21 protein-coding genes are annotated in these 26,308 nt (G+C 72.1%); 13 read left to right on the forward strand and 8 right to left on the reverse strand.

What is annotated here, in order from left to right:
• The first annotated feature begins 128 nt into the window (after positions 1-128).
• From htpX to ACFYNP_RS14875, 3 genes are all read left to right on the forward strand, one after another.
• A complete protein-coding gene (htpX, locus tag ACFYNP_RS14865) occupies positions 129-1,034 on the forward strand; it encodes a zinc metalloprotease HtpX (RefSeq protein WP_388785656.1) in 906 nt (301 codons plus the stop codon).
• Between the two features lie 60 nt (positions 1,035-1,094).
• The gene (locus tag ACFYNP_RS14870) at positions 1,095-1,673 is read left to right on the forward strand and encodes a hypothetical protein (RefSeq protein WP_388785658.1); all 579 of its coding nucleotides are present in this window, start codon (positions 1,095-1,097) and stop codon (positions 1,671-1,673) included.
• 130 nt (positions 1,674-1,803) lie between these two features.
• Positions 1,804-2,364 (forward strand): phospholipase domain-containing protein, encoded by a 561-nt coding sequence (locus ACFYNP_RS14875; RefSeq protein ID WP_388785660.1) that lies wholly within the window; start codon positions 1,804-1,806, stop codon positions 2,362-2,364.
• A 108-nt stretch (positions 2,365-2,472) separates the two neighbouring features.
• Here ACFYNP_RS14875 and ACFYNP_RS14880 read toward each other — a convergent pair whose 3' ends face one another.
• From ACFYNP_RS14880 to ACFYNP_RS14900, 5 genes are all read right to left on the reverse strand, one after another.
• Positions 2,473-2,946, reverse strand: coding sequence for a DUF3574 domain-containing protein (locus ACFYNP_RS14880; RefSeq protein WP_388785661.1), 474 nt, complete (start codon positions 2,944-2,946; stop codon positions 2,473-2,475).
• A 70-nt stretch (positions 2,947-3,016) separates the two neighbouring features.
• Complete coding sequence (locus ACFYNP_RS14885) at positions 3,017-3,967, reverse strand: DNA-binding protein (RefSeq protein WP_388785663.1); 951 nt, start codon at positions 3,965-3,967, stop codon at positions 3,017-3,019.
• Positions 3,964-5,178 carry an MAB_1171c family putative transporter gene (locus ACFYNP_RS14890; protein ID WP_388785665.1) on the reverse strand — a complete coding sequence of 405 codons (1,215 nt, stop codon included), beginning with the start codon at positions 5,176-5,178 and terminating at the stop codon, positions 3,964-3,966. Before ACFYNP_RS14890 ends, ACFYNP_RS14885 begins: the two co-directional genes overlap by 4 nt.
• Positions 5,175-5,750: a hypothetical protein gene (locus ACFYNP_RS14895; protein ID WP_345259192.1), complete on the reverse strand. Its 576-nt coding sequence runs from the start codon at positions 5,748-5,750 to the stop codon at positions 5,175-5,177. The genes ACFYNP_RS14890 and ACFYNP_RS14895 overlap by 4 nt, the downstream gene beginning before the upstream one ends.
• A gap of 154 nt (positions 5,751-5,904) precedes the next feature.
• Positions 5,905-6,327, reverse strand: coding sequence for a secondary thiamine-phosphate synthase enzyme YjbQ (locus ACFYNP_RS14900; protein ID WP_388785666.1), 423 nt, complete (start codon positions 6,325-6,327; stop codon positions 5,905-5,907).
• Positions 6,328-6,798: 471 nt separating this feature from the next.
• Here ACFYNP_RS14900 and ACFYNP_RS14905 point away from each other — a divergent pair, with 471 nt between their 5' ends.
• From ACFYNP_RS14905 to ACFYNP_RS14925, 5 genes are all read left to right on the forward strand, one after another.
• A complete protein-coding gene (locus tag ACFYNP_RS14905) occupies positions 6,799-7,677 on the forward strand; it encodes an ABC transporter permease (RefSeq protein WP_388785668.1) in 879 nt (292 codons plus the stop codon).
• Positions 7,650-8,414 (forward strand): ABC transporter ATP-binding protein, encoded by a 765-nt coding sequence (locus ACFYNP_RS14910; protein WP_388785669.1) that lies wholly within the window; start codon positions 7,650-7,652, stop codon positions 8,412-8,414. The genes ACFYNP_RS14905 and ACFYNP_RS14910 overlap by 28 nt, the downstream gene beginning before the upstream one ends.
• Positions 8,415-8,533: 119 nt before the next feature.
• On the forward strand, positions 8,534-9,568 hold the full coding sequence (locus tag ACFYNP_RS14915; protein WP_388785671.1) for an ABC transporter substrate-binding protein: 1,035 nt from the start codon (positions 8,534-8,536) through the stop codon (positions 9,566-9,568).
• Positions 9,568-10,776 carry an LLM class flavin-dependent oxidoreductase gene (locus tag ACFYNP_RS14920; RefSeq protein ID WP_388413181.1) on the forward strand — a complete coding sequence of 403 codons (1,209 nt, stop codon included), beginning with the start codon at positions 9,568-9,570 and terminating at the stop codon, positions 10,774-10,776. The genes ACFYNP_RS14915 and ACFYNP_RS14920 overlap by 1 nt, the downstream gene beginning before the upstream one ends.
• A gap of 60 nt (positions 10,777-10,836) precedes the next feature.
• Complete coding sequence (locus ACFYNP_RS14925; protein WP_388785813.1) at positions 10,837-11,967, forward strand: NAD(P)-binding domain-containing protein; 1,131 nt, start codon at positions 10,837-10,839, stop codon at positions 11,965-11,967.
• Here the strand turns inward: ACFYNP_RS14925 and mltG are convergent.
• Entirely contained in the window at positions 11,927-12,757 is an 831-nt protein-coding gene (mltG, locus tag ACFYNP_RS14930; RefSeq protein ID WP_388413179.1) for an endolytic transglycosylase MltG, read from the reverse strand. The genes ACFYNP_RS14925 and mltG overlap by 41 nt on opposite strands.
• Positions 12,758-13,165: 408 nt before the next feature.
• The gene (locus tag ACFYNP_RS14935; RefSeq protein ID WP_388413177.1) at positions 13,166-14,977 is read right to left on the reverse strand and encodes an ABC transporter ATP-binding protein; all 1,812 of its coding nucleotides are present in this window, start codon (positions 14,975-14,977) and stop codon (positions 13,166-13,168) included.
• 116 nt (positions 14,978-15,093) lie between these two features.
• Here ACFYNP_RS14935 and ACFYNP_RS14940 point away from each other — a divergent pair, with 116 nt between their 5' ends.
• From ACFYNP_RS14940 to ACFYNP_RS14950, 3 genes are all read left to right on the forward strand, one after another.
• Complete coding sequence (locus tag ACFYNP_RS14940; protein WP_388785673.1) at positions 15,094-15,552, forward strand: MarR family winged helix-turn-helix transcriptional regulator; 459 nt, start codon at positions 15,094-15,096, stop codon at positions 15,550-15,552.
• A gap of 22 nt (positions 15,553-15,574) precedes the next feature.
• Positions 15,575-18,523: an FAD-binding and (Fe-S)-binding domain-containing protein gene (locus tag ACFYNP_RS14945; protein WP_388785674.1), complete on the forward strand. Its 2,949-nt coding sequence runs from the start codon at positions 15,575-15,577 to the stop codon at positions 18,521-18,523.
• Between the two features lie 208 nt (positions 18,524-18,731).
• Positions 18,732-20,177: a Gfo/Idh/MocA family protein gene (locus ACFYNP_RS14950; protein WP_388413171.1), complete on the forward strand. Its 1,446-nt coding sequence runs from the start codon at positions 18,732-18,734 to the stop codon at positions 20,175-20,177.
• A 46-nt stretch (positions 20,178-20,223) separates the two neighbouring features.
• Here the strand turns inward: ACFYNP_RS14950 and ACFYNP_RS14955 are convergent, their stop codons facing one another.
• Entirely contained in the window at positions 20,224-21,831 is a 1,608-nt protein-coding gene (locus ACFYNP_RS14955; RefSeq protein WP_388785675.1) for a peptide-N4-asparagine amidase, read from the reverse strand.
• Between the two features lie 191 nt (positions 21,832-22,022).
• Here ACFYNP_RS14955 and ACFYNP_RS14960 point away from each other — a divergent pair, with 191 nt between their 5' ends.
• Entirely contained in the window at positions 22,023-23,849 is a 1,827-nt protein-coding gene (locus ACFYNP_RS14960; RefSeq protein WP_388785678.1) for an ABC transporter transmembrane domain-containing protein, read from the forward strand.
• Complete coding sequence (locus ACFYNP_RS14965) at positions 23,846-25,627, forward strand: ABC transporter ATP-binding protein (RefSeq protein WP_388785679.1); 1,782 nt, start codon at positions 23,846-23,848, stop codon at positions 25,625-25,627. The genes ACFYNP_RS14960 and ACFYNP_RS14965 overlap by 4 nt, the downstream gene beginning before the upstream one ends.
• Positions 25,628-26,308 lie beyond the last annotated feature (681 nt).

The raw sequence follows: 26,308 nt of genomic DNA on the forward strand, positions 1-26,308 counted from the left end.
GTGAGCACCACTTCACCGGTCCTGGAGAGCGCCATGATCAAGAAGAATGTGCCGTCCCGCCGCCGGCTCCCGGATCCGGCCGCGCGGGCCCGTACCGGACGCGCCGCTCCGGGGAGGGTGTGAAAGCCGTGCACAGTCGCTTCGAGCCCGACCGGCAGCTGACCGTACGCATGCTGGTCACGCTGTTCCTGCTCGGCCTGCTCTACGTGGCGTTCGTGGGGGCCCTGCTCGTCCTGCTCAAGTCGACGCTGGTGGTCGTCGTGGTGGCCGCGGCCGTCCTCGTGTCGCAGTACTGGTTCTCCGACCGGATCGCCCTGTACGCGATGCACGGCCGGGTGGTGACGCGTGAGCAGCAGCCCCAGTTGCACGGCATCGTCGACCGGCTGTGCGCCACCGCGGACATGCCGCGGCCGCAGATCGCCGTCTCCGACACGGATCTGCCCAACGCGTTCGCCACCGGACGCAACGCCGACCACGCGGTCCTGTGTGTCACCACGGGGCTCATGCGCCGCCTGGAGCCCGACGAGCTGGAGGGCGTCCTCGCGCACGAGCTGTCGCACGTGGCCCACCGCGATGTCGCGGTGATCACCGTCGCCTCGTTCCTCGGGGTCATCGCCGGTCTCGTCGTCCGCTTCGCGTTCTACTCCCAGCTGTACGGGGGACGCGGCCGGCGCGACCAGAACACCATGGCCGTGCTCGCCGCCGTCATCGCCGTCTCGGCGGTGGTGTACTCGCTGAGCTTCCTCCTCATCCGGGCCCTGTCCCGCTACCGGGAACTGGCCGCCGACCGGGCCGGGGCGCTGCTCACCGGGCATCCGTCCGCCCTCGCCTCGGCGCTGACCAAGCTGGACGGGGACATCGCCCGCATCCCGAGCAAGGACCTGCGCACGGCGAGCGCGTTCAACGCCTTCTACTTCATCCCGGCGCTCGGCGACCACAGCCGGCTGGCCCGGCTCTTCTCCACCCACCCGAGCCTGGAGCAGCGGCTCGACGGCCTGGCGAAGATCTCCACCGAGCTGGGCCGCCCGGCCTGAGTCCCGGCAGGGTCGCCGAGGACGGCACGGCCCCCTCATCCCGCACGGAGGACGGAGCGCATGGGTTTCCTGGACATCCTGCTCGGCCGCACCCGGCCCGCCGCGCCCGATCTGGACCGGCTGTTCGCCCTGCCGTCGGCCGCCGTCACGCTTCGGGCGGCCGCCGGGTTCACGCCGACGGGCCGGGGCTCGGTGTGCTTCACGTCGGTGGAGGGCTCGGCGTTCGCGGGGATCCGCGCGGACCTGACGGACCTGCTGAACGCGGACAGTGCACGGGACGCGGAGTCGGTGGAGTTCAGCCGGGACGCCTACGGCTACTCGTGGCTGCTCTCCCGGCGCGCTCCCGACGACCTGGCCGCGCTCGTCGGCGATCTGCACGCCGTGAACACCGCCCTCGAAGGCAGTGGCTTCGGTCCCCAACTCCTGTGTTCTATGGTCGGGTTCGAGCATCCCGGAGAAGCGTCGTTCGCCCTGGTGTACCTCTACAAGCGCGGCACCTTCTATCCCTTCGCGCCGCTGCCCGGGGAGAAGCGGGACAACGCGCTGGAGCTGCGCGTCCGGGCGGTCGTCGCCGACGACCTGCGCGTCGAGGGCGATCTGTCGCGCTGGTTCCCGGTCTGGGGCGCGCCGGGCCTGTGACGCGGGCACGGGGTGACGTGCGGGAGCTGCTCCAACAGAGCCGTGGGCGGGGGCAGTTGAACGCCCGGGCATCGACGCACGTACTGGAAGGTGTCCCCGCTCCGCCCCTCCCCCACTCCGAAGGATTTCCGTGAGGCACGTACCGAAGCAGCGGGCGGCCCGCTGGGCCGTCGTGCTCGCGGCCGTGAGTACCGTCGCGGGCACGGGCGCGGCACTGCCCGCGAAGGGACCCGAACCGGCCGTCGCCGCCGTGGACGACTGTGCGCGGGGCGGTGTGGACGTCACCGCGCGCAACGGCGGCGACGTCCCGTTCACCTTCCAACTGGCGGGCGTGGCGGCCTCGGTCGAGCCGGGTGGCGCGCGGACGATCCTGGTGCCGGTCGCCGACCGGCAGAGCTACCGGTTCAGCGTCCTCGGCCCCGGCGGCTTCCGCCAGGATGTCGCCGGGGTGCTCAACTGCGCCTCGCCCGCTCCCGCCCCGACGCCCGCCGACGGCGCGGACCGGGCGGCGGGCGCCGAGGGGGCGCCCGTCATCCGGCCCGCCCCCGCCGCACCCCGCGAGAGCGCCGCGGGGGTCGGCGGCAGGCGCCTCTCGTTCGCCGGGGTCACCGACCTGGACGCGCTGGTCACGGGCGCGGTGCTGGTGCTGCTCGGCGCGATGCTCTTCGTGGTGCGCCAGCTCGCGCTGTAAGCGTGCGTGGGTTTGCGGGCGTACGTGCGTGGGCCTGCGGGCGTACGCAGGTCCGTGAGCGCGCGCGGGCCCGCGAGCCCGTGCACCGGGCGGACGGGCCGGGGCGGGTCAGAAGCCGGCCTGGGCCTTGACGTCGGCGCGCCCGACGGACTCCAGCCCGTACATCGAGCAGTACAGCTTGCGGATGTACTCGATGTCGGGGTTGTGGGTGCGGGCCTCTCCGGCGGGATAGAGCACCGTCAGCTCGTAGGAGATCTCCTTGTTGATGCTGCCGGTCTTGTCCCGCCACTGTCCTCGGCCCTGCTGGATGGTCAGGCCCGAGGGGAAGCGGGGGGTGATCACGTCCGCGACGAACTTCATGAACTGGTCGTCCGTTATGGGTGGTTCGCCGTTGTGGCGGCCTGTTCCGAAGTAGAGGTGGGTCGCCACGTAGGGGCTGGTCGTGGTGGCGGCCGGTGACGTCTCCGCCTGCGTGACGGTCCTGCCGTAGGCGACCTCGGAGACCTGTCCGCCGGTGACGAAGAGGAGAGCGACCGCCACGAGGGCGGCGGCCGCGGGCGTGGACACCCTGATGTGCAGCATGTGATCCCTGTCTGTCGGGTTCTGGTGGAGGTGGTGAGGGTGGTGCTGTCCTGCCGGCCCTGGCGGGACCCTAGCGGGAGGGACCGTCCTGGCGGCCACCGGGGGGCGGCGGCACCGACTCCAGCAGGAAGGCCGCCGCCGCCCGCAGGTTCACGGGCGCCTGCGCGCAGCCGCGCAGCCGGGTGGCGGTACGGGCGAGGCGCTCGGTGGTCCTCGCGGAGCCGATGTCCCCGGCGCGCGGGGCGAGTTCCGCGATGAGCTCCTCGGCATCACGCCAGGCGCGGGCGCCGCTCAGCGCCGCGAGCAGCTCGGCGGTGAACAGATGGCGGTAGGACGGCCCGGGGGCGGTGGCGGCCTCGTACAGGAGGGGAATCGCCCGGTCCCAGTCGCCGAGGCGGGCCAGCACCCAGCCGTGGTGGCCGGTGAGTTCGGCCCGGTCGATCCACCAGGCCCAGGGCGGGTCCTGGCGCGAGGCGCCGTCGAGGAACCGGCTCCGGGCGCGCGCGATGAGGCGGTCCGCATCCCGCCGCCCACCGAGCAGGGCCACCGCGTGGGCCCGGCGGACCAGGACGAGGGTGGCGACCAGGGCCGGCAGGGGCCGGGGCCCGGATACGCGGGCCACGGCGTCCAGGGCGGCCCGGGGGCGGCCGGCCCGGGTGTGCAGCATGCTGTCGTTGAGCAGGACCAGGCGGGCGGTGGCCCGGTCTCCGCAGCGCTCCGCGAGCGCCAGGGCCCGGGTGTTCATGCGGTGGGCCCGGCCGTCCAGGCCCGCGTCGAAGAGGATCCAGCCGATCACTTCGCAGAGTTCCGCGAGCGCCGCGAGCGTGTCGGCGTCCCGGCCGTGCGGGGCGCCGGGGGCGGCCGTCAGCTCGGGGACGTCCGCCAGGAGATCGCGTACGGCGGGGAGCGCCGCCGTCGCCCCGTGTGCCGCGTCCACGGCCACCAGGTGCTGAACTGCCATGCGCGCCACGGCGGTCAGGGCCCCGGATGCCATGGCGTACGGGTGGGGCGGCTCGGTCATGAGGCAATTCTGTCGGGTGCGCGCACCGCCCGGCCCTGGGTGAGTGCGGTGAACGAGGACGCCACCCGCGTCAGCCACTCCACCTCGTCGCGGAAGTCGTCGTACGGCGGCCGGGCGGGGATCTCCGCGGCGTCGGCCTCCTCCTCCCGCTCATCGGCCGGGCGGTCCAGGACGGCCCGCACCTGGAGCGCCTCGCCGAGCGGCGAGGTGGGGTCCTCGGGCAGGCCGAGGGAGCGGGCCACGCGGGAGAAGTCGGCGAGCGAGAGCGAGGTGCGGAGCATCAGCTGGCCGTCCCGTATCTCGATGACCCGCCGGTAGAGGCTGTAGTGCGGATCGCGCGGCGGGATCAGGTCGCGCGCCCAAGAGTGGGGCGGGTCCAGCGCGATGTCCGGCGAGGCCTCGTAGAGCGCCCACCACAGGGGGCGCAGCCGCAGGTAGGAGCGGTAGCTGCGCAGCCAGCCCCCGGCGCGGGTGATGTGGATGCCCCAGGACGGGATGGTCCAGCCGGTGATCTGGAGCAGGGCGCCGATGGTGCCGCACGACCATTGGATGGGATCGAGCTCCGAGGCGTCGAAGCGCAGTTGGGTGCCGGCGATCTGGATGCTGCGGGTGACGCAGTAGACCAGGATCAGGCTGGCGCCGACGGTGACCGTGCGCATGCCGACCTTGAGCCACTGCCGGTTGGCCATCTTGGTGAAGCGCAGCGAGAGCCGGACCGTCTCGAACTGCCCGATGCCGCAGATGACGAGGTAGAACGACATGTACAGCGCGTACCGGGAGTCCTGGATGCTGAGCAGGATCGTGGAGGTGGCCGTCTTGGCGCTGGCGACCGGGCTGACGGCGAGGGAGGCCACGATCAGGACGCACAGCGCGGCACCGAAGAACAGCACCCGGCGCCGCGCCCGGCTGCGGGCCTCCTCGGGCGGGGACGACCAGTACACGAGGACGACCTGCTGGGCCGCGGTGAGGACGACGACGGCCACCTGGACGATCAGCGAGGTTATGTTGGGCAGCCCGAAGAGGTTGGAGATGTGCACCCTGAGGGCGTCCAGGTCGACCAGGAAGCTGATCCCGGAACACAGGAAGTAGATGCACAGCGCCCACAGCGCGACGTCGTGCTTCCTGCGCACCAGGTCCGGCAGGCGGTAGCCGAAGGCCGCGATGCCGCCGAGCGCGCAGACCCAGGTGAGGACTCCGTTGACCGCGTTCATGACGGGTCCGCGTGGCCGACGCCGTTCTCGATGCGGGCGACGATCTCCGCGGCTTCCTCGGGGACGCCCCAGGCCGGCTCCAGCCAGCGCTTGGTGGCGCGGGCGAGGATCAGCGATGCCATCGTCTCGGCCTCCTGCTCCTCGTCGTCGCTGTAGCGGGAACGCATCAACATGCTCTGCACCACGGCCGGTTCGACATCCGTGAACAACTGACTCGTATCACTGTGATCGAATTCCACGGAACCCCGGTGCGCGAAGGCGATATGGGAGAGCTCATGGGCAATGATGTGTTCTTTGTGTGATGCCGAGGCCGCCTTCTCGTAAGCGATGATGTCGAAATCGTCGAGTTTCAGCCACAGGCCGAAGAGATGACGTTCCGGGAAGGGCATCGGAATCAGATGGATCGGCCGCTGGTTCTGTGCGCTGAGATAGCCGTGCAGTTCATCAATGCCGCAGCCGTGCTCCATGCCCCAGTCCGCGAGCAGCGCCTCACAGGTTTGACGAACCTTTTTGAGACGGCGCCTGAGCCGACGGTCCTCCGGCGACGGTAACGCAGAGCCAGACACCTTCATCCTTAGCCTTCCACGCCTTCCACGCCGGAGAAGCAGGCTGTCGCAATGCCGATTCGACTGGTTCCCCGGATTCAGGCTCCCGACCCCGGGCGGACAACGCGGCCATGATGCCACACCGTCAACTCACCCACTGTTGAAGTGGCTTTCACCGTACTCAGCCGAGAAAACTCAGCCGTACCTGGCGGTTCGGATTGTCCTTGTTCGTGTCCACCAGGCACACCGACTGCCAGGTGCCGAGCGCGAGCCGGCCGTCGACGACGGGCAGCGTGGCGTGCGGCGGCACCAGCGCGGGCAGCACGTGGTCGCGGCCGTGGCCGGGGCTGCCGTGCCGGTGCTGCCAGCGGTCGTCAGCCGGGAGCAGGGTGTGCAGGGTCGCGAGCAGGTCGTCGTCACTGCCCGCGCCGGTCTCCAGGACGGCGATTCCGGCGGTGGCGTGCGGCACGAAGACGTTGAGCAGGCCGTCGCGGCCCGCGGCGCGCTGCCGCAGGAACTCCGCGCAGTCCCCGGTCAGATCGGTGACCGTCTCGCGGGAGCCGGTCGTGAGGTTCAGTACGTGGGTGGTGAAGGTGTCGGACATGCCTCCCATCTTCCCGCCGACCCACCCGGTACACGCGGCAGCCGCACCGGCGGCCTGCCCAACGGGCAAGATCGGGCGTCCGAGGAGCGAGACACCGTTGACCTCGTCCGGAACGGGTCGCTACGTTCACGCCATGTCGCGTACAGCCCTGCTCACCACGCGCGGTCACATCGACCTGCTGCGGGTGGCGTCCGCCGCTTGTTGTTGTCGCGGCTGCTGACGTCCCCTTCCGCCCTGCGGCGCCCGACGGCCCCTTCCCCGGCCGGTCGCGGGTGTGACGTCCCTCCCGGCACCTTCGTACGCCTTCTTCTCCTCCTGAGCCCCGCCGCCGCCCGCTGACGCGTACGGCCGGTCGGCACGCCCCGCACCACCGCCCCGCACGGCCCCGCTTCGGCGTGGGCCCGTGCCGTGGTGCGGCGGCCGACGCTGCCGGGGTCCCGGGTCCCCTCCTCTCCCGACCATGGAGCCCCCATGACCGTCGACCATGCCCCGCCGGACGTATCCGCCCCAGCCGAAAAGGCCGCGTCGCCCGTCGGCCCCGCCCTCGAACCGGTCCTTCCCGCCGCCTCCCGGCGCGGCCCGCTGCGCTCGGTGCCGCGCTGGCTGCGCCGCACCGTCGGGCCGGTGGCCCTGCTCGTACTGTGGCAAGTCCTCAGCGCCACCGGGGTGTTGAGCCCCGACACCCTCGCCTCGCCCGGCACCGTGGCCCGCGCCGGAGCCGATCTGGTCTCGGACGGCACGCTGCCCTCGGCGATGGCCATCTCGCTCCAGCGGGTCGCCGTCGGTCTGCTCATCGGCGGCGTGGCGGGGATCGCCCTTGCCCTGGTGTCCGGGCTCTCCCGGCTCGGCGAGGACCTGATCGACGCCACCGTGCAGATGCTGCGCACCGTGCCGTGGGTCGGGCTGATCCCCCTGTTCATCATCTGGCTCGGCATCGGCGAGGCGCCGAAGGTCGCCCTGATCGCGCTCGGCGTGGCCTTCCACCTCTACCTGAACGTGTACGCCGGCATCCGTGGCGTGGACGCCCAACTCGTCGAAGCGGGACAGGCGTTGGGGCTCGGCCGCTGGGGTCTGGTGCGCCATGTCGTCCTGCCGGGCGCGCTGCCCGGCGCGATGACCGGCCTGCGCTACTCGCTGGCCACCGCCTGGCTGGCCCTGGTCTTCGGCGAGTCCATCAACGCGGACGCCGGCATCGGATTCCTGATGAACCAGGCCCGCGAGTTCTTCCGCACCGATGTGATCGTCGTCTGCCTGGTGGTGTACGCCTTCCTCGGCCTGCTCGCCGACGCCGTCGTCCGCACTCTCGAAAGGCTGCTCCTGCAATGGCGACCGACCTTCACCGGCCAGTGACCGGCACGGCCACCGCCGACGCCGTCCGGGTCGAGGGCCTGACCCGCGCCTTCGACGGACGACCGGTCATCGACGGGCTCGATCTCACCCTGCGCGCGGGGGAGTTCACCGCGCTGCTCGGCCGCAGCGGCTGCGGCAAGTCCACCCTGCTGCGGGTGCTCGCCGGGCTCGACCGGGAGATCGAGGGCACGGTCCTCGTGCCCAGGCGGCGGGCCGTCGCCTTCCAGGCACCCCGCCTGATGCCGTGGAAGCGGGTGTGGCGCAATGTGCTGCTCGGGCTGCCCGGCAAGCCCGAACGGGCCGTCGCGGAGAGCGCGTTGGAGGAGGTGGGGCTCGGCCATCGGTCCGGGGCCTGGCCCAAGACGCTGTCCGGCGGCGAGGCCCAGCGCGCCTCACTGGCCCGGGCCCTGGTGCGCGAGCCCGATCTGCTGCTGCTCGACGAGCCGTTCGGTGCGCTCGACGCGCTGACCCGGATCAAGGCGCAGCAGCTCGTCGCCGAGCTGTGGCAGCGGCGCGGCTGCGCGGTGCTGCTCGTCACGCACGACGTGGACGAGGCGCTGCTGCTCGCCGACCGCGTCCTGGTCATGCGGGACGGCGCCATCGCGCACGACACCCCCGTCCCGCTGGACCGGCCCCGCACCGTCGGCGCCCTGGGCTTCGCGGCGCTGCGCTCCCGCCTCCTGGCTGAACTGGGCGTGGAGCAGCCCACGGCAACCGGTTCCGCCCCGGCCGCCTGACGCCTCCGGTTCCGCCCCGGCCGCCCGGTGGCAGCACCCAAACCCGTCCGCTCCGGACCCCGGAGAGTTCCGCACACCCCGCACCCGCCTGCGCACACCGCAAAGGAAAGAACGTACTCATGCGACGCCACACCCTGCCCGTCCTGACGCTCCTGCCGCTCACCGTGCTCCTGGCCGCCTGCGGCGGGAACTCGGCCGCCGACACCAAGACCGGATCCGGCTCGGGCTCCGGCTCGGTCACGCTCAACGTCGGTGACCAGAAGGGCGGTTCGGAGGCCATCCTGAAGGCGGCCGGTGAACTCGACCACCTCGACTACAAGATCAAGTGGTCCACCTTCACCTCCGGGCCGCCGCTGCTCGAAGCGGTCAACGCCAAAGCCGTCGACATCGGCGCGGTCGGCAACACTCCCCCGGTGTTCGCCGCGGGCGCCAACTCCAGGATCAAGGTCGTGGCGGCAAGCCACGGTTCCTCCGCGGGCGAGGCGATCCTCGTTCCCGACGGCTCGCCGCTGAAGACGGCGTCCGATCTGCGGGGCAAGTCGATCGCCGTGGCCCAGGGCAGCTCCGCCCACTACCAGTTGCTCGCCTCGTTGAAGAACGCCGGGCTCGGCATCGGTGACGTCAAGCTCAACTACCTCCAGCCGGCCGACGCCCTGGCCGCCTTCAACCGCGGCAAGGTCGACGCCTGGGCCGTGTGGGACCCGTACACCTCGCAGGTCCTCGGCTCCAGGAAGGGGCGGATCCTGACCACCGGCGAGGGCCAGGTCAACGGCCTCAGCTTCCAGGTCGCCGCGCCCGACGCCCTGGGCGACCCGGTCAAGGCGAAGGCGATCGGGGACTACCTCCAGCGCCTCAACCGCGCCCAGGACTGGGTGTTCAAGCACCCGGAGGCCTGGGCGAAGGTCTGGTCGAAGGAGACCGGGCTGCCCTATTCGGTGGCGCTCGACTCGGTGAAGCGCAGCAACGGCACCCGGGTCCCGGTCGCCGTGGACGACGCCGCCATCGCCTCCGAGCAGCAGATCGCCGACACCTTCGCCGGTCTGAAGCTGATCCCGCGGCGCTTCATCTTCAAGGACTACGTCGACACCCGCTTCAACGGCTCCCTGCCCGCTTCCACCACCGCGCCCCGCTCGTACGGAAAGGCCTCCTCCTGATGACCGTCCATCTGCACTGGTTCCTGCCCACCGGCGGTGACGGCCGGACCCTGGTCGACCGGCACGCCTACACCGACGGCGGCATCAAGCGCTCGCGGATCACTCCGGTGACCGGGGTGCGGGCGCCCGACATCGAGTACCTGGCCCAAATAGCCAAGGCGGCCGAGCAGTTGGGCTTCGAGGCGGTCCTGACGCCGACGGGCACCTGGTGCGAGGACGCCTGGCTGACGACGGTCGCGCTCGCCCAGCACACCGAGCGGCTGAAGTTCCTGGTCGCCTTCCGGCCCGGCGTCATCTCCCCCACGCTCGCGGCCCAGATGGCGGCGACGTACCAGCGCATCACCCGCGGCCGGCTGCTGCTCAACGTGGTCACCGGCGGCGACTCGACCGAGCAGCGGCGCTTCGGCGACCATCTGGACCACGACCGGCGCTATGCGCGGACCTCGGAGTTCCTGTCCGTGGTGCGCGGGGTGTGGAGCGGGCTGCCGTACGACTTCCACGGCGAGCACTACCAGGTGGAGGGCGGTCTGACCGCGCTGCCGCCGGACCCGCTGCCGGAGATCTTCTTCGGTGGCTCGTCGCCCGCGGCCGGGCCGGTGGCCGCCGATCACGCGGACGTGTATCTGACCTGGGGCGAGCCGCCCGCGCAGGTGAAGCAGAAGATCGACTGGATCCGGGGGCTCGCCGAGGAGCGCGGGCGCACGGTGCGGTTCGGCATCCGGCTGCACACCATCTCGCGGGACTCCTCGCGCGAGGCGTGGGCCACGGCCGACCGGCTGCTCGGCGATCTCGACGCGGAGACGATCGCGGCGGCCCAGCAGGCGCTCGGCAAGAGCGAGTCGGTGGGCCAGCAGCGGATGCTCGCCCTGCACAACGGCTCGCGGGACGGACTGGAGATCTCGCCCAACCTGTGGGCGGGCGTGGGCCTGGTGCGGGGCGGGGCGGGTACGGCGCTCGTCGGCAGCCACGCGGAGGTGGCCGACCGGATCGAGGAGTACCACGACCTGGGCGTCGAGCACTTCGTGCTGTCCGGCTATCCGCATCTGGAGGAGGCGTACTGGTTCGGCGAGGGCGTGACTCCCGAGCTCGCCGCGCGCGGACTCCTGGCGACCATCCCGGCTTCGCCGCTGCTCGGGGTGCCCGCGGCCAACGGACGCCCGGCCTCCGCGCCCGGCGGCGCCCCGCTGCTCGTGGGCGGCGGCCGCTGAGCGAAGCCCGGGAAGATCCCCGCACCCCGTGTGGTTGGCAGAACCGTGGACGACTTCGGGGTGCGAGACGTGGACGTGGTGGTCATAGGCGCCGGGCAGGCGGGCCTGTCCGGCGCCTACCACTTGCGGCGGGCGGGTCTGGAGCCCGGACGCGACTTCGTGGTGCTCGACCACGCGCCGCGGCCGGGCGGCGCCTGGCAGTTCCGCTGGCCCTCGCTCACCTACGGCAAGGTGCACGGGATGCACGCCCTGCCGGGCATGGAGCTGACGGGCGCTGCTGCCGACCGCCCGTCCGCGGAGGTCATCGGCGCGTACTTCGCCGCGTACGAGGACGCCTTCGCGTTGCGGGTGCACCGGCCCGTCGACGTGCACGCCGTGCGCGAGGGCGAGGGCGGCCGGCTGCTCGTGGAGACTTCGGAGGGCGATTACGCCACCCGCGCGCTGATCAACGCCACCGGGACCTGGGACCGGCCGTTCTGGCCGCGCTATCCGGGTCAAGAGGCGTTCCGGGGACGGCAGTTGCACACGGTGAACTATCCGGGTCCCGACGCGTTCGCCGGGTTGCGGGTGATCGTGGTGGGCGGCGGGGCCTCGGGCACCCAGCATCTGATGGAGATCGCCGAGGTCGCCGCGGACACGACGTGGGTGACGCGGCGCCCGCCGGTCTTCCGCGAGGGGCCCTTCGACGAGGACGCCGGGCGCGAGGCCGTGGCGCTGGTCGAGGAGCGGGTACGGCTCGGGCTGCCGCCGCGGAGTGTGGTGTCGGTGACGGGGCTGCCGGTGAACGACGCGGTACGGGCGGCGCGCGCCCGGGGTGTCCTGGACCGGCTGCCGATGTTCGACCGGATCACCGAGCACGGGGTGGCCTGGAACGACGGACGGAGCGTCGAGGCCGACGTCATCCTGTGGGCCACCGGCTTCCGGCCGGTCATCGACCATCTCGCCCCGCTGCGGCTGCGCGAGGCCGGCGGCGGCATCCGCCTGGAGGGCACGAGGGCGGCCAGGGACGAGCGCGTCCATCTGGTCGGCTACGGCCCCTCGGCGTCCACGATCGGCGCGAACCGGGCCGGCCGCTCGGCGGTACGGGAGATCAAGCGGCTGCTCGATCGCGACCTCGGCCCCGAGCCGAGCACCGGGCCCGGTTCCGGTTTCAGCCCGCGCCCGCTGTCGACTTCTTCTGGTTCTCGTTGAACTCCCGTACGTTGAGGCGCTGTTGGGCGTAGCTGTCGGTGAAGCGGGTGTCTCCGGGGGCCACCGTCACGAAGTACAGCCAGTCGCCCGGGGTCGGGTTGATGGCGGCCTCGACGGCCTCCTGGCCGGGGTTGGCGATGGGGGTGGGCGGCAGGCCCTTGTGCTCATAGGTGTTGTACGGGCTGTCGGTCCTGGTGTCGCCGGTGGTGGTGGCAAGGGTGGAGCGGTTGAGCGCGTAGTTGAGCGTCGAGTCCATCTGGAGCGGCATGCCCCGGGCCAGCCGGTTGCGGATGACCCGGGAGACCTTGCCCATGTCGGCCGTGGTGTCGGCCTCGGCCTGCACGATTCCGGCGATGGTCACGACCTGATAGACCGTCAGCGCGCCGCGCCGGGCGCCCTCGGTGATGCGGTCCTGCCCGAAGCGCTTGGTGGCGGTCTCGACCATGTAGGCGAGCAGACCGGCCGGGGTCGTGTCGTCCGTGACCGGGTAGGTCGCGGGGAACAGATACCCCTCGGGGTTGCCCTTGGCCTCGGGCGGAAGCTTGAGGCCGGCCTTCGCCACGGCCTGCCTGGTGGTGCCGGGCGGCACATCGAGGCGCTTGTCGACGGCCGCGTAGACCTGGCTCGCCCGCCAGCCCTCGGGCACGAGGAGGGTGCGGGCCGGGGCGCCGGTCCGGCGCAGCACCAGGACGAGCACCACGGCGATCACCAGGAGCAGCGCGAACAGCAGCAGGAGCAGCCGGCCACGGCGGGTCAGTCGGGGGCGTCGTCGGTCTGCGGTCTCGCTCATGGCGGCACGCTACCCCCATAGATCGGACAAAAGAGACATCCAATCGGGGCCGACACGCGCGATCCCGCCCCGCGGGGAACACACGAACAGGGGATCGGATGTTCGCCGGTACGCGTGATCGTCACCGGATTCGTTGCTCAACTCCCTTGTGGCGAAGGATGCTTGCAGGGCGCAAGCGACGGGCTGCAGACCGGGGTTGCGCGGTCCCACAGCGGCGTTGTTCCCATGCCGCAGCCATCTGTACAAGGAGAAAGCACCACCATGAACCTCATCACCGACCTGCTCGCCGGCGTCCTCCACTTCATCGGCTGGCTCGTCTGACGATCGTCACGCCCGGCGCCGTCGTTCCCCGTCCCACGGGAGCGGCGGCGTCGCCGTGTACGGGCGTCTCGGCTCCGGACAGGCGTCTCAGCTCGGGACGGGGGCCAGCTGCGCGTCCCTGCGGACCAGGGCCGCGTACCGGCCGCCCTGGTCGAGCAGCTCCTCGTGGGTGCCACGCTCGGCGATCACGCCGCCGTCGAGGACCACGATCTGGTCCGCGTCCCGCACGGTGGAGAGGCGGTGGGCGATGGTGATGGTGGTGCGGCCCTCGGACAGCGCGTCGATGGCCTGCTGCACCGCCTGCTCGGTACGGGTGTCGAGCGCACTGGTCGCCTCGTCGAGGATGAGGACCGGCGGGTCGCGCAGGATCGTCCGGGCGATGGCCAGACGCTGCTTCTCACCGCCCGAGAACCGGTAGCCGCGCTCGCCGACCAGGGTGTCGTAGCCGTCCGGCAGCGAGGCGATGTGGTCGTGGATCTGGGCCGCGCGGGCGGCCGCCTCCAGCTCCTCGTCGGTGGCCTCGGGCTTGGCGAAGCGCAGGTTCTCCGCGACCGATGCGTGGAAGAGGTACGTCTCCTGGGAGACCACGCCGACCGAGCGGGCCAGGCTGTCGAAGTCGAGCTCGCGCACATCGACGCCGTCCAGCGTCACGCGGCCACCGGTCACGTCGTACAGACGCGGCACCAGATAGCTGAGCGTGGACTTGCCCGAGCCGGTGGGGCCGACGACGGCGAGGCTGCCGCCGGCGGGCACGGTGAGGTCGATGCCGGAGAGGGTGGGCCGCTCCTGCTTCTCGTCGTAGCGGAAGTCGACGCCCTCGAAGCGGACCGCGCCCCGCGCCTGGGGCAGCCGTACGGGCTCGGCGGGCTCGGTGATGTCGACCGGCAGGTCGAGGTATTCGAAGATCCGCTGGAAGAGCGCGAGCGAGGTCTGCATCTGGACGCCCGTGGACAGCAGGCTCACGGCGGGCCGGAAGAGGCCCTGCTGGAGCGAGACGAAGGCGACCAGGGTGCCGATGGAGACGGAGGGGCCGCCGGTCTGGAGGGCGAGCCCGGCAGCCCAGTAGATGACGGCGGGCATGGCGGCCATGACGATGCCGATGGTGGACATGCGCCAGCGCCCGGCCATGTTGGACCGCACTTCGAGGTCCACCAGGCGCTCGGACTCGTCGGCGAAGTTCTTGGTCAGGGAGTCGGCGCGGCCCATGGTGCGGCCGAGCAGGATGCCGCTGACCGAGAGCGATTCGGTGACCTCGGCGGCCATCGCGGCCATCTGCTTCTGGCGCTGGGTGGTGATCTTCTTGCGTTCGCGGCCCACTCTGCGGCTGATCCACACGAACACGGGGAGCAGAAGCAGCGAGACGCAGGTCAGCCGCCAGTCGAGCGCGAGCATCGCGACGACGGAGGCGACGACGGCGGTGAGGTTGGAGACCAGCGAGGTCGCGGTGGAGGTGACGGTCGCCTGCATGCCGCCGATGTCGTTGGCGATCCGGGACTGCACCTCACCGGTGCGCGTGCGCGTGAAGAACGCGAGCGGCATCCGCTGGAGCTGGGCGTAGACGCCGGTGCGCAGGTCGTGCATGACGCGCTGGCCGACGGTGGTGCTGATGAGCGTCTGGAGCACGCCGAAGACGCTGTTGACGACCGCCGTGGCGATCATGCCGAGGGCGAGCAGGCTCAGCAGGCCCGTGCGGTTCTGCGGAATGGCCACGTCGAGGATCTCGCGCAGCAGGAACGGCGAGGCGACCGAGACGAGCGAGGAGGCGGCGACGAGAAGGCCGACCACGGCGAGCCTGCCGCGGTAGGGGCGGAAGAGGCCGAGGATGCGGCGGATCTGCGCCGGCTCCTGCGGCTCGGAGCCGCGGGGCGGGGGCGTCCAGGTGGATTGTTCGGGGCGCATGGGCTCCTTCGAGGGGTGTGAGGGCGTCCGCCCGGGGGCGGCGCGGTGATGACTTCGGGAGCATAGCTCATTGTTACCTATACTCACAATGAACCAGGTCCTGTTATTGTTCCCGTATGCAGCCACACATTTCCCGGGCCCCCGATGCCGACGGCCTGCTGGCCGAGCAGTTGCTGCGGCTGACCCGCCGACTGCACCGGATCCAGAAGCAGCACCTGGAGCCGGTGGGCATCACGCCCGCGCAGTCCCGGCTGCTGCGCACCCTCGCCCACTGGAGCGAGCCGCCGCGCATGGCCGACCTGGCCGCCCGGCTGGAGGTCGTGCCGAGGGCCGTGACCACGCTGGTGGACGCCCTGGAGGAGAGCGGCGACGTGCGGCGGGTGCCCGATCCCACCAACCGCCGGGTGATCCGGATCGAGCTCACGGACGCGGGCCGCGGCACGCTGCGCGCGCTGCGCAGCGCGCGCCGGGGCGCCGCGGAGGAGATCCTGGCTCCATTGGACGCCGACCAGCGCGAGGTGCTCGGCGGACTGCTGACGGCTCTGGTGGACGGATCCCCGGAGCGCCGCTGCTGACGGACCCGAGGAGGCCGTGGTCATGCCGCTGCTGGAGCCCGATCCGCGAAGCCTGCGCCCCACGGGGCGCCGCCAGCCCTCCCCCGACCGGGTCCCCGACCGCCTCGCGGCCGGCACCCCGGAGCCACTGCGCTCGGAGCTGATCGCGCTGCTCGGCGCGGACAAGGTGCGCTGGAAGGTCTCCGACCTGGTGCGCTACGCCTCGGACGCCAGCCCGTACCGCTTCGTGCCGCGGGCCGTCGTCGTCGCGGAGGACATCGACGACATCTCCGCGATCCTGTCGTACGCGCACGGCAAGGGCCGCGAGGTCGTCTTCCGGGCCGCGGGCACCAGCCTGAACGGACAGGCCCAGGGCGAGGACATCCTGGTCGACGTGCGCCGGCACTGGGCGGGGATCGAGGTGCTCGACGACGGGCTGCGGGCCCGGGTGCTCCCGGGGACCACCGTCGTGCGCGCCAATGCCGCGCTCGCCCGGCACGGCCGGGTGCTCGGACCCGACCCGGCCAGTGCCCTCGCCTGCACGATCGGCGGGGTCGTCGCCAACAACGCCTCGGGCATGACGGCGGGCACCACCCGCAACTCCTACCGCACGGTCTCCTCCCTCACCTTCGTCCTGCCGAGCGGGACCGTCGTCGACACCGGGGACCCGAGGGCCGACGACGACCTCGCGCATGCCGAACCCCGGCTCTGCGCAGGCCTGTTGGAGCTCAAGGAGGAGATCGAGGCGGACGCGGAGCTCGCCGCCCGGATCCGCGCCAAGTACACGATCAAGAACACCAACGGCTACCGTCTGGACGCCTTCCTCGACGGGTCGACGCCGGTCGAGATCCTGCGCGGGCTGATGGTCGGATCCGAGGGCACCTTCGGGTTCATCTCGGAGGTCGTCTTCGACACCCTGCCGCTGGACCGCCTGGTCTCCACCGCCCTGCTCTTCTTCCCCTCGCTGCCCGCCGCGGCGGCGGCCGTGCCGCTGTTCAACGAGGCGGGCGCGATCGCCGTGGAGCTGATGGACGGCAATACGCTGCGGGCCTCCGTCAGCGTCAAGGGAGTGCCCGCCGACTGGGCCGGCCTGCCCAAGGACACCACGGCGCTCCTGGTGGAGTTCCGGGCGCCCGCGCCGGCGGCCCAGGAGGCGTACGAGCGGGCCGCGGCCCAGGTGCTCGCGGGGCTCGAACTGGTCGCCCCCGTCGCCTCGGTGACCAACGAGTTCACCCGGGATCCGGGAACGATCGCCGGGTACTGGAAGGCCCGCAAGGCGTTCGTGACCGCGGTCGGCGGCTCCCGCCCCTCGGGTACGACACTGATCACGGAGGACTTCGCGGTGCCCCCGTCCAGCCTGTCCGAGGCGTGTGCGGCCCTGCTCGAACTCCAGGCGCGGCACGGTTTCGACGCCGCCGTCGCCGGTCACGCCGCCCACGGCAACCTGCACTTCCTGCTGGCCTTCGACGCCTCCAAGCAGTCCGACGTGGACCGCTACGCCGCGTTCATGGACGAGTTCTGCCGCCTCACCGTGGAGCGCTTCGACGGATCGCTGAAGGCCGAGCACGCCACGGGCCGCAACATCGCGCCGTTCCTGGAGCTGGAGTGGGGCCCCAGGGCGACCGAGCTGATGTGGCGCACCAAGCAGGTCATCGATCCGGACGGGGTGCTCGCGCCGCGCATCGTGCTCGACCGCGATCCACGGGCGCATCTGCGGGGCCTCAAGACCATCCCGAAGGTGGAGCTGGTCGCCGACCCCTGCATCGAGTGCGGCTTCTGCGAACCGACGTGCCCGAGCAAGGACCTGACCACCACCCCACGCCAACGGATCGTGCTCCGGCGGGAGATGACGCGCCAGCCGGACGGCTCGCCGGTCGAGGCCGCGCTGCTCGACTCCTACGGCTACGACGCGATCGACACCTGCGCCGGGGACTCCACATGCGCCCTCGACTGCCCGGTCGGCATCGACACCGGCGCCCTGATGAAGGGCTTCCGGCACCAGCGGCACAGTGCGCGCGAGGAGCGCGTCGCCGCGCTCGCCGCGCGGAACTTCAAAGCCGTCGAGGCGTCGGCCCGGCTCGCGGTCGCGGCGGCCGACAGGATCGGCGACCGGCTCCTGGAGCGCGTCACCGGCCTGGCCCGCAAGGCCGTGCGCCCCGACCTCGTACCGGAGTGGCTGCCGCAGATTCCCGGGGCCGCGAGTGCCAGGCTGCCGCGCACCGAGCGCGTCGGCGCCTCGGCGGTCTACTACCCGGCGTGCGTCAACCGCATCTTCGGCGAGCCCGACGGCTTCCGCGGGCCCTCGCTGCCCGAGGCCCTGGTCGCGGTCTCCGAACGGGCCGGGCGGCCGGTGTGGATTCCGGACGGTGTGGCGGGCACCTGCTGCGCCACCATCTGGCACTCCAAGGGGTACACCGAGGGCAATGCGGTGATGGCCAACCGCATCGTCGAGGCCGCCTGGGGCTGGACCGCCGGCGGGCGGCTCCCGCTGGTGGTCGACGCCTCGTCGTGCACGCTCGGCATCGCGCACGAGGTGGTGCCCTACCTCAGCGACGACAACCGGGAGCTGCACCGCGAGCTGACGGTCGTCGACTCGGTGGTCTGGGCCGCCGAGGAACTCCTCCCGCGGCTCACGATCCTGCGCACCGCGCGCTCCGCCGTCCTCCATCCCACCTGTTCCATGGGGCACTTGGGGGACGAGGCCCAGTTGCGGGCCGTCGCGGCGGCGTGTGCGGACGAGGTCGTCGTCCCGGACGACGCGGGGTGCTGCGCCTTCGCGGGCGACCGCGGGATGCTGCATCCGGAGCTGACCGCGTCGGCCACCGCCCGGGAGGCCGCCGAGGTGCGGGCGCGGCCGTACGAGGCGCATCTGTCGGCGAACCGGATGTGTGAGGTGGGCCTCGAACGCGGTACGGGGCGCCGGTACTACTCCGTGCTCCTGGAGCTGGAGCGGGCCACGCGCCCGGGACCGGAGTACCTCCGCCGGAGCTGATGGACGGGCACACGGGGGCGGGCCGCGCGGGCGACACGTACGCCCCCGTTCCCTGATGAAACGTCACCAAGCCTTCCTGGGCCGGTATCAAGAGACCGGCGGGGCTCTTGCGCGCAGGCCGGACCTTCCTTCAAGGTCGCTACCCAGGTTCGGCAAAGGTCGCGCAAATCTCAGCCCATGGAATTCCTGTCGATCACCAGGAGGCTCGATGAACGACGCAGTACCGGAGCACCAGGACGTCAGCCGGCGCTCCGTTCTGTGGACCGCGGGGGCGGCCGGCGCCGGGCTCGGGCTCGGGGCGTTCGGCGGCACGGCCGAGGCGGCGGAACAGCCCGTACGGCAGCCGGGCGGACAGGAGGCGGGGACGGCGGCGGAAGGGACCGCCGCCAAGGAGCCTCCGCGTCAGGGCAGAACCATGATCGGGGTGCCGTTCCAGCGGCGTTCGACCGTGCGGGTCGCGATGATCGGCCTCGGCAACCGCGGCGCCGCGATGGCCGAGCTGTATCTGGCCGTGCCGGGCGTGCGGGTGGTGGCGCTGTGCGACCCCGTGAAGGCGAAGGCGGAGCGGGTGGCCGCCAAGGTGACCGCCGCCGGGCAGCCCGCGCCCGCCGTCTACGTCCACGGCGACCACGACTACGAGCAGCTCCTGCGGCGCGGCGACATCGACTTCGCCCACGTCGCGACCCCCTGGGACTCGCACTTCGAGATCGCCAGGTCGGCGCTCCTGAACGGGGTTCATGTCGGTGTCGAGTGTCCGGTCGCGCTCCAGCTGGACCAGCTGTGGGCCCTGGTGGACCTCTCCGAGCGGACTCGCAGACACTGCATGCAGCTGGAGAACTGCTGCTACGGGCGCAACGAGATGCGGGTGCTGCGCATGGCGCACGCGGGCAAGTTCGGGGACCTGCTGCACGGCGCGGGCGCCTACAACCACGACCTGCGCTCGCTGATGTTCGACCCCGCCTACTACGAGGGCCCCTGGCGCAGGCTCTGGCACACCCGTCTGCGCGGCGACCTGTACCCCAACCACGGGTTCGGCCCGGTCGCCAACTACATGGACCTCAACCGGGGCGACCGCGCGGTGAGCATCGTCAGCGTCGGCTCCCCCTCGCTCGGCCTCTCCCAGTACCGTGCCGCCAACATGCCCTCCGGCGACCCGAGTTGGAAGGAGTCGTACATCGGGAGCGACCGCACCATCAGCCTGGTGCAGACCGCCAAGGGCCGGGTGATCCGCCTTGAGCACGACGTGTCGACGCCGCACCCCTACAGCCGGATCAACAGCCTGGGCGGCACCAAGGGCCTGTTCGAGGACTATCCGGAGCGGATCTACATCGAGCCGGACCACAGGAACGACGAGTGGGGCGACTTCTCGAAGTACGCCGAGTGGGACCACTGGCTGTGGAAGGAGCACGCCAACCCGCCCGGCGCGCACGGCGGAATGGACTACATGCTGGTGTTCCGCCTGATGCAGTGCATGCGCCTGGGTCTCGTGCCGGACTTCGACGTGTACGACGCGGCGACCTGGACCTCGCCGGTCCCGCTGAGTCATCAGTCGATCAAGCAGCGCGGACTGCCGCAGCAGATCCCGGACTTCACCCGGGGCGAGTGGCGCAGGTCGCGTCCCGGCATGGACTCCGAGAAGCCCGCCGAAGCGTGAGGGCCCGGTGCTCCCGGCCCCGTGCGGGCCGGGAGCACCGGGGAGTTCAGCAGCGCCGCATGTCTTCGGTCAGCGTGCCCTGGGCGGTCTTCAGGGCCCGGTCGTAGCAGCCGTCCGAGCCGTACAAGCGGTAGCGCTCGGCGGAGGTGCCGGTCGCGTGGCGCTGCTCGCGCGGCACGTTCATCGTCCAGGACGCGTCGCCCGCGTAGGTGTCGTCGAGGTGCGAGAACGCGGTGGGGCGCGCGCCGCGCAGGGTGATCGAGTCCGCGCGGTCGCCGAGCGTGATGGCGGTGCGCAGCCGGCTGTCCGCGCCGATGGTCGTCGCGCCGTCCATCGTGTACGTCCGGTGGTCGCGTGCCGTCACCGAGGGGCCTCGGCCGGAGGTCGTCACGCTCTGGTCGTCGCGCCAACTCCCCTTCAGCGCATCGGTGTTCTCGCCCTCGGTCCAGCGGTGCACCGAGTCGGCCGACACCGAGCGGGTCACGGTCGTGGTGACGCGGCCGTGCGAGGTGTCGAGGTATCCGGCCGTGGTGAGGCGGTGGTCGCTCGCGGCGTCGAGCCGCAGTTCGGGTGAACCGGGCTTATACGTCGTCGAGTTGACCGGCGTCGACTCCTCGTGCCGGGTCAGCGAGCCCGTGACGACCCTGCTCCCGTGGTCCTGCCAGATGAGGAGATTGGTGGGCGTGGACCAGCCGGCCTGGCCGGCGGGCACCCCTGCGACGGACACCTCGACCCGGTGCGGGCGCCCGTCGTTGAGCAGCGCGGCGTACGGCGTCAGGTCGTACTCGACGGGCTTGACGTCGAAGGCACGGGGCGCGGGCAGGACGTACCAGAGGAACGGGTTGGACCAGCCGCCCGTCCAGACGGTGGGGAACGGAGCTGCTATGCCCGCGAGTTGGCCGTCCACCTTGATCTGCACCTCGCGGTTGGGACCGGCCGGGGCCTTGCAGGAGTACGGGGCGGGTTCGGGCACGGCGAGGTACCAGAACTCCTCGCAGCCGCCGCCCGAGCCGGTCGCGTACACCTCGGCCACGACGCGTTCGCTGTTGCGCGGTGTGGTGATCGCCGCGGTGTCCAGCGGCAGCACCGCGTCGGGGGTCGCGGCGGGCGGAGTGCGGCGGTCGGCGGCGTAGAAGGTGAGGGTCACCTTGACGTCGATGACGCCGGTGTAGGTGTCGTCGACGGTGTTGCCGATGAGCATCTCGACGGGCTGCGCGGAGCGGAGGACGGGGCTGTAGCGGGTGACGTCCTTCTCGACGTGCCAGGCGATGCCGTCCACCGAGGGCTCCGGCGTGGAGGTGCGCAGCACCTCGGTGCCGCCCACGTGGAGGTAGCCGAGCCGGTCGTACTGACGGCCCTTGACGTTGCCGTCGAGGCGGAGCACCACCTTGCTCCATCGGTCGCCGCAGTCCTTGGGCGGTGTGTAACTCCCCCTGTACGGCGTGAAGTCGCGGAACCGGGCCTCGGCCAGGGTGACTTGGCAGGACCGGGTGTGCGGCTTTGCCACCGGCGGCGCCGCGGTCAGCGGGTCGTGCCAGTCGGTGCCGAACTCGGCGGGCGGGGTGCCGGCCGCGTGGGCCGGGCCCGCGCCGAGCAGCAGCCCGGCGGCCAGGGTGAGGCCGCCGAGCATGGACATGATCCTTCGTCGTCTCATGGGTCAGGAGTGAAGCGCGGGCGCGGCCGGGGCGCCAGACCCGGGGCCCGGACCATGGCGGGTTCTGGGCCCCAACGCGGAAAAACCGATTGAAATCAGCAACCGGATGGAGCGAACCTTGCACGGCTTCCACCACTCGACGCGCCACCACGTGACGCTTCACCACTCGATGCAAGGAATCCCGGGACGCCATGCAGATTCGCGATCTTCCCTACACGGATCCAGGCGAACCGGATGTCCGCTCGGGTCCCCGTTTTCTCTACTGGCTCGGCCGCAATCAGCTCGGTGGCCAGCTCAAGGCCCTCGGCTGGGGGCTGCTCCAGCAGTGCGGCATCGCCGGGTTGCCCCTGACGGTCGGCTTCGCCGTCCAGGCGGCCATCGACCGCTCGGGCGATCGGCTGGCGCTCGCCGCGGGTCTGAACGTGCTGCTCGGTGTGGCCATCGCGCTCGGCGAGATGATGCTGCACCGCACGGCGGTCACCAACTGGATCACGGCTGCCGCCCGGGTGCAGCAGCTGCTCGCGCGCAAGACGGCCGAGCTCGGCTCGGTGCTCACGCGCCGGGTGGCGGCGGGCGAGGTGGTGGCCGTGTCCACCGGTGACGTCGAGAAGATCGGATGGTTCGTGGAGGCGCTCTCGCGGTTCGCCGCGGCCGCCGCGGCCCTGGTCGTCATCTGTGTCGGGCTGCTGATCTACGCACCCGTGCTCGGCGTCGTCGTCGCGATCGGCGCACCCGTACTCGCCCTGGCCGTCCTGCCGTTGCTGCCGCACGCCACCAAGCGCGCGGACGTCCAGCGCGAAAAGGCGGGCCGGGCAACGGAGTTGGCGTCCGACACGGTCGCCGGTCTGCGGGTGCTGCGCGGCATCGGCGGCGAGGAACTGTTCCTCGGCCGCTACCGCGAGGCCTCGCAGGAGGTCCGCAGGGCCGCCGTGCGCAGCGCCCGCATGTGGTCGCTGATCTCGGCGGTCCAGGTGCTGCTGCCCGGCGTTCTGCTCATCACGGTCGTCCTGTACGGGGCGCACCTGGCGCTCGCGGGGCGGATCTCGGTGGGCGAACTGGTCACCGTCTACAGCGCGGTGACGCTGATGATGTTCCCGTTGCAGCACTTCGAGGAGATCGCGATGGCGTACTCGTTCTCGCGGCCCTCCGCGAAGCGGGCCGCGCGGGTGCTCGCGCTCCAGCGGGTCACCGACCCGGCCGGGACGGACACGGGGGTGTCGTCCGGGCCGTCGGTGGCTCCGCCGTCGGGTGATCTGTACGACCCGGCGACCGGGCTGCTGGCACCCGAGGGCCGGTTCACGGCCGTGGTGTGCGGCGACCCGGACGCATCCGGACGGCTCGCGGACCGGCTCGGCGGACACCCCGCCGAATCGTCCGGGGAGTCCTCGGTGCTGCTCGGCGGGGTGGCCCTGGACGGGCTGGCGCTGGAGAGCGCCCGCACCGCCGTCCTCGTACAGGACAAGGACCCGGTGCTGCTCTCGGGCACGCTGCGGGAGCTGCTCGACGTGCCGTCGTCCGGGCAGGTCGAGGCGGCGGACGCGCTGGCGGCGGCGCAGTGCGGTGACGTACTGGAGGCCCTCGCGCAGGCGTCGGTGGACCCGGGGCAGGATCCGATGGCCACCCGGATCACCGAGCGCGGCCGCTCGCTCTCGGGCGGCCAGCGTCAACGTCTCGCGCTGGCGCGGTCGTTGGTGACCGACCCGGAGGTCCTCGTCCTGGACGAGCCGACCTCGGCGGTCGACTCGCACACCGAGGCGCGCGTCGCGGACGGCATCAAGCGGTTGCGCGCCGGACGCACGACGGTCGTGTTCACGTCGTCACCGCTGCTGCTCGACCTGGCCGAGCGGATCGTGTTCGTGCACGAGGGCGAGGTCGCGTCGGTGGGCGTGCACCGCGAGTTGGTGCGCACCGACGCCCGGTACCGCGCGGTGGTCACCCGTGAGACGGACCAGGAGGAGTCGAAGGCGACGGCGCGGAAGACCGCCCGGGCCATGGAGAAAGTGGAGGAGTCGGCATGATCGGCGTGGCAGCACCGGAGTACGACCCGGCGGCCCCGCACTCGGCCACCACCCTGCCGGTGGGCACCCCGGCGACGGTCCGCGCGTACGTACGCGAACTCATGCGGCGCCACCGCGGGGCGTTCACGGTCCTGGTCGGGGTCAATGCCGTCGCCGTGATCGCGTCGATGGTCGGCCCCTACCTCCTCGGCGGCGTCGTGGAGGACCTGTCGAACGGGTCCCGGGACCTTCAACTCGGCCGTGTGGCAACTCTGTTCACGGCAGCCCTGATCATCCAGACGGTGTTCGTACGGATGGTGCGGCTGCGCGGCGGGATGCTCGGCGAGGAGATGCTGGCCGATCTGCGCGAGGACTTCCTGGTGCGCTCGGTGGGGCTGCCGCCGAGCGTCCTCGAACGCGCCGGTACGGGCGACCTGCTGTCCCGGATCACCACGGACATCGACCGCCTGGCCAACGCGATGCGCGAGGCCGTGCCGCAGCTCGCCATCGGCGTGGTGTGGGCGGCGCTGCTGCTCGGCGCGCTCGGCGTCACGGCTCCGCCCCTCGCGCTCGCGGTGCTGATCGCGCTGCCCGTGCTCGTGGTGGGGTGCCGCTGGTACTTCCGGCGGGCCCCCGCGGCCTACCGCTCGGAGGCCGCCGGGTACGCGGCGGTCGCCTCCGCGCTGACCGAGACGGTCGACGCGGGGCGCACGGTCGAGGCGCACCGCCTGGGCGCGCGCCGCATCGCGCTGTCCGACCGGCGGGTGGCCGAATGGACGGCGTGGGAGCGGTACACGTTGTGGTTGCGGTCGGTGCTGTTCCCGGTGGTCAGCATCACCCACATGACGATCATGGTGTCGGTGCTGACGATCGGCGGGGTCTTCGTCCTCAAGGACTGGATCACGGTCGGCCAGCTCACCACGGGCGCGCTGCTCGCCCAGATGCTGGTCGAGCCGGTCGGGCTCATCCTGCGCTGGTACGACGAGCTCCAGGTGGCCCAGGTGTCGATCGGGCGCCTGGTCGGCGTCCGGGACATCGAGCCGGACGCGGGTGACCCGGGGGTACGTCCCGAGGGGCGGCACGTCGAGGCGGACGAGGTCCGCTTCGGCTACCGCGAGGGCGTGGACGTGCTGCACGAGGTCTCGCTCTCGGTGGCGCCCGGCACCCGGGTCGCCCTGGTCGGCCCGTCCGGCGCGGGCAAGTCGACCTTGGGCCGCCTCCTTGCCGGGATCTACTCGCCGCGCGAGGGGCGGGTCACGCTGGGCGAGGCGGAGCTGTCGCGGATGCCGGCGGAGCGGGTGCGCGAGCATGTCGCCCTGGTCAACCAGGAGCACCACGTGTTCGTGGGTTCGCTCCGGGACAACCTGCTGCTGGCCCGCACGGGTGCGCAGGACGCCGAGCTGTGGGCGGCGCTCGGCGCGGTCGACGCGGACGGATGGGCGCGGGGCCTCGATGACGGCCTCGCCACGGAGGTCGGCTCGGGCGGCCTGTCCCTCACCCCGGCCCAGGCCCAGCAGATCGCGCTGGCCCGGCTGGTCCTGGCCGACCCGCACACGCTGGTCCTGGACGAGGCGACCTCGCTCCTGGACCCGCGCGCGGCCCGCCATCTGGAACGCTCGCTGGCCCGCGTCCTGGACGGGCGCACGGTGGTGGCGATCGCGCACCGGCTGCACACCGCGCATGACGCGGATGTCATCGCGGTGGTGGAGCGCGGGCGGATCGCGGAGCTGGGCAGCCATGAGGAACTGGTGGCGGCGGACGGCGCGTATGCGGCGCTCTGGCGCTCCTGGCACGGCTAGCCTGCGGCGCGCGGCAGGGGGCTCGGCACTCCGGCACCGGGCCCCTGCCCGGCCCTGGCCCACCGGGGCGCTGGGCCCCGGCCCCTTGTTCGCTCTTCGCTGCGGGGTGGGCGGGAGGTGCGGGCCGTGCGGGCCGTGCGGGGGGGGCTGGTCGCGCAGTTCCCCGCGCCCCTCAGCGGCATCCCCTTACCCGCGCCACATGGCCGAGCCCCTCACCCGCCGTTCACCGCGGACCGTGCGGGGCTGGTCGCGCAGTTCCCCGCGCCCCTCAGCGGCGCCCTTCGCCCCAGCGCGATATGGCAGAGCCCTTGTCCACTGTTCCCTGCGGGCCGTGCGGGGCTGGTCGCGCAGTTCCCCGCGTCCCTTAGCGGCGCCCTTCGCCCTCGGCGCGTTATGGCAGAGCCCCTTGTCCACTGCTCCCTGCGGGCCGTGCGGGGCTGGTCGCGCAGTTCCCCGTGCCCCTCGGCGGCATCCCCTTACCGGCGCCACATGGCCGAGCCCCCGGCCCACTCCTCGCTGCCGGCCGTGCGGGGCTCGGCGCGCAGTTCCCCGCGCCCCCGACGGCACCCTTCCTGACGGTCGGCGTCTCGCAGGGCGCGGGTCGGTACGCCTTCAGGGGCGCGGGGAACTGCGCGAGCGGCCGCCCACGTGCCGCTGTCGAGGACGCACCTCACCCATGCC

The organism is Streptomyces sp. NPDC006691 (assembly GCF_042869955.1).
Taxonomy (GTDB): Bacteria; Actinomycetota; Actinomycetes; order Streptomycetales; family Streptomycetaceae; genus Streptomyces.